Raw genomic sequence first — 2,609 nt, 5'->3', positions numbered from 1 at the left:
ATCTTGTACCAGCTCACAGGTGTTAATGGTATAGAGCGAGAGGTTATAGCTATCCCATAAGTCAATGATCAGCTTTTTGCCCTTAGCTAAGCTGAGTTGCAGGGTGCTTTTTAGAGACTTTTTACCGCTTTGGCGCGTACTGATATGCTTAATCGCAGTCTTTTTAAAAGGAATCCAGCCCAAGCTTCTTCTCTTGGCTTTAGGATTATTGGTACGCCAGTTTAGTTTGGCTTTTTTAAACTGTTTACGGCTTTTGGCATGGGTTTCAGAGATGGCTTGTAGGGTTTGACTGTGCAAGTTTAAATACTCGCCACTGCCTTTGGTATAAGCGGCCAAATCATAAGCTGAAAAGAATTTGCCTGTGCGCTGTAAATGTTTAAAACTTAGCTCATTGACGTAATTCCAGACAAAGTTAACCGCTCCAGCTAAGATATTAAGCTGCTTGGCGTGTTTGTCTTTGATGCGTAGTTTGAGCGTTTTCATGGAATAATTATGATCTCAATGCGTTTGGTTATCAAGGCATGTTCAATCTTAGGTGACAACGGTTGACGCCTGATATCCACGCCTTAGAAGGACGTGGTTTTACGGCGCTGGATGATAAATAAAGATCTTGTCGTTCAAGGGTAGAGTCTGCTTCTATAAGTAAAAAACTAAGCGTTACTTGGTTGCGTCTCGCCTTGCTTTTCGCGTATTTTTAGCACCTTACGTACCTTGTCACGAGCACGAGTTTGTTTGAGGCGGGATAGATAGTCGACAAAGATGACGCCGTTTAAGTGATCCATTTCATGTTGGATACACACCGCAAGTAGACCCTCTACTTCCTTATCAATGGACTCACCGTTTTCATCTAAAGCTTCAATACGCACTTTTTTAGGACGCTCTACCTTGTCATACACATCAGGTACTGACAAACAACCTTCCTCATAAGGCTCTTTTTCTTCTACCAATGGTGTAACCTTTGGGTTGATAAAGACCATTGGCTCGCTTTTGTCTTCAGATAAATCCATAACGATGAGCTGAACATGCCGATCCACTTGCGTGGCTGCAAGGCCGATACCTTGTGCATCGTACATGGTCTCGATCATGTCTTTGATCAGCGTCTTAATCTCATCATTGACTTCTTTTATAGGCTCTGCGATGGTACGCAGACGTGGATCAGGGTAGCTTAAAATAGGGAGTAATGCCATGATGGCTCACCTCGATAGTAACGGGTAGAAGTAGAATAGGCGATTAATTATAAGATAAATGAGGGCAAAAGTAACATTAATCAAGACCATGACACGTTCATTGCAACGCATTTGTTTTGAATAATGCTTAGTTGTTTCATGCACAAACGATGAATGGCCGCTGCTAAGAGCAGGATACAAAAAAGACTTTATCTCAAGATAAAGTCTTTTTGCTGCTCATCAATAGCGAGCGACTGTAACTATCCCCTAAACTAACACAGCTCAAACGTAGAATTTCTTATAAAATACCCATAAGGAGTTTTGATATGAGCAAACGAATGACTGAGACCCAAATCGTATCGATATTAAAAGAAGCAGAAGCTGGGATACCTGCTAAAGAGCTGTGTCGTAAATACGGGATTGCTAGCTCGACTTTCTATAAATGGCGTTCCAAGTATGGTGGTATGGAAGCCTCTGACGTCAAACGCTTAAAAGAGCTTGAAGAAGAAAACCGTAGACTCAAACAGATGTATGCTGATTTAAGCCTTAAAGCGCAAATGCAAGAAGATATCATAAAAAAGCTATAGCGCCTGTACCCGAGCGCAAAGTCTGGGCGCAAGAATTACAGGCGCAGTATGGTGTCAGTATTGCATTGAGCTGTCAGGTCGTGTGCATGAGTCGAACTGCTTACTACTATAAATCTAAACTATCTGATGATAGTGAGATTATCGATGTCTTAAACAAGCTTACTGACAAGCACAATCGTTGGGGTTTCCCAAAGTGTTTTAAGCGTATACGCAAGCTTGGCTATTCATGGAATCATAAGCGAGTACACCGTGTTTATACAGCGTTAAACTTAAACCTACGCCGTAAGTCTAAAAGACGGCTACCAACACGTAATCCCCAGCCGCTAAGTGTGCCAAACGCATTGGGTCATACTTGGTCTATGGACTTTATGAGCGATAAGCTGCACAACAATATTCGCTTTCGAACCTTTAATGTGATTGATGATTACAACCGTGAAGTATTAGGCATTGATATTGGTACCAGTATGCCTTCACTCCGAGTAATTCGCTACCTTGACCAGCTAGCCGAGTGGCATGGCTATCCTAAGCAAATTCGTGTGGATAACGGCAGTGAGTTTACATCCAGCATATTTACTGATTGGGCATCAGCTCATGGCATCTATATTGATTATATCGAGCCTGGCTGTCCTTATCAGAATGCTTATATTGAACGGTTTAATCGCAGTTACCGCAATGAGGTTTTGGATTGTTATTTATTCAATGATTTAAATGAAGTCAGTAAGCTTACTGAGGAATGGATCAAGGTTTATAACACTGAAAGACCCCATGATTCACTTAATGATATGACACCTGCTGAGTACAGGCAGGTGGCTTAATTATTCTACGATGATGTTGTGTTAAGAGTGGGGTATTTACA

3 protein-coding genes are annotated in these 2,609 nt (G+C 41.6%); 1 reads left to right on the top strand and 2 read right to left on the bottom strand.

Annotated elements, in window-relative coordinates; translation table 11 throughout:
- Together J3492_RS12975 and def are read right to left on the bottom strand one after the other, a co-directional pair.
- The coding region (locus J3492_RS12975; RefSeq protein ID WP_481133202.1) for a nuclease/transposase family protein at window positions 1-483 on the bottom strand (483 nt) is incomplete at its 3' end.
- A gap of 167 nt (window positions 484-650) precedes the next feature.
- Window positions 651-1,187: a peptide deformylase gene (gene def, locus J3492_RS12970; RefSeq protein WP_207992426.1), complete on the bottom strand. Its 537-nt coding sequence runs from the start codon at window positions 1,185-1,187 to the stop codon at window positions 651-653.
- A gap of 305 nt (window positions 1,188-1,492) precedes the next feature.
- Between def and J3492_RS12965 the strand changes: the two genes are divergently transcribed.
- Window positions 1,493-2,568 (top strand): IS3 family transposase gene (locus J3492_RS12965; protein WP_424108382.1). Its coding sequence is split into 2 segments (ribosomal slippage): window positions 1,493-1,742 and window positions 1,742-2,568, totalling 1,077 coding nucleotides; the frame shifts between segments, so codons are not numbered across the junction.
- Window positions 2,569-2,609 lie beyond the last annotated feature (41 nt).

Origin of the sequence: Psychrobacter coccoides, from assembly GCF_017498085.1 — a bacterium.
GTDB lineage: Bacteria > Pseudomonadota > Gammaproteobacteria > Pseudomonadales > Moraxellaceae > Psychrobacter > Psychrobacter coccoides.
Note: the sequence above shows the minus strand (reverse complement) of the source record. Positions and strands in the feature narration are given on the sequence as shown.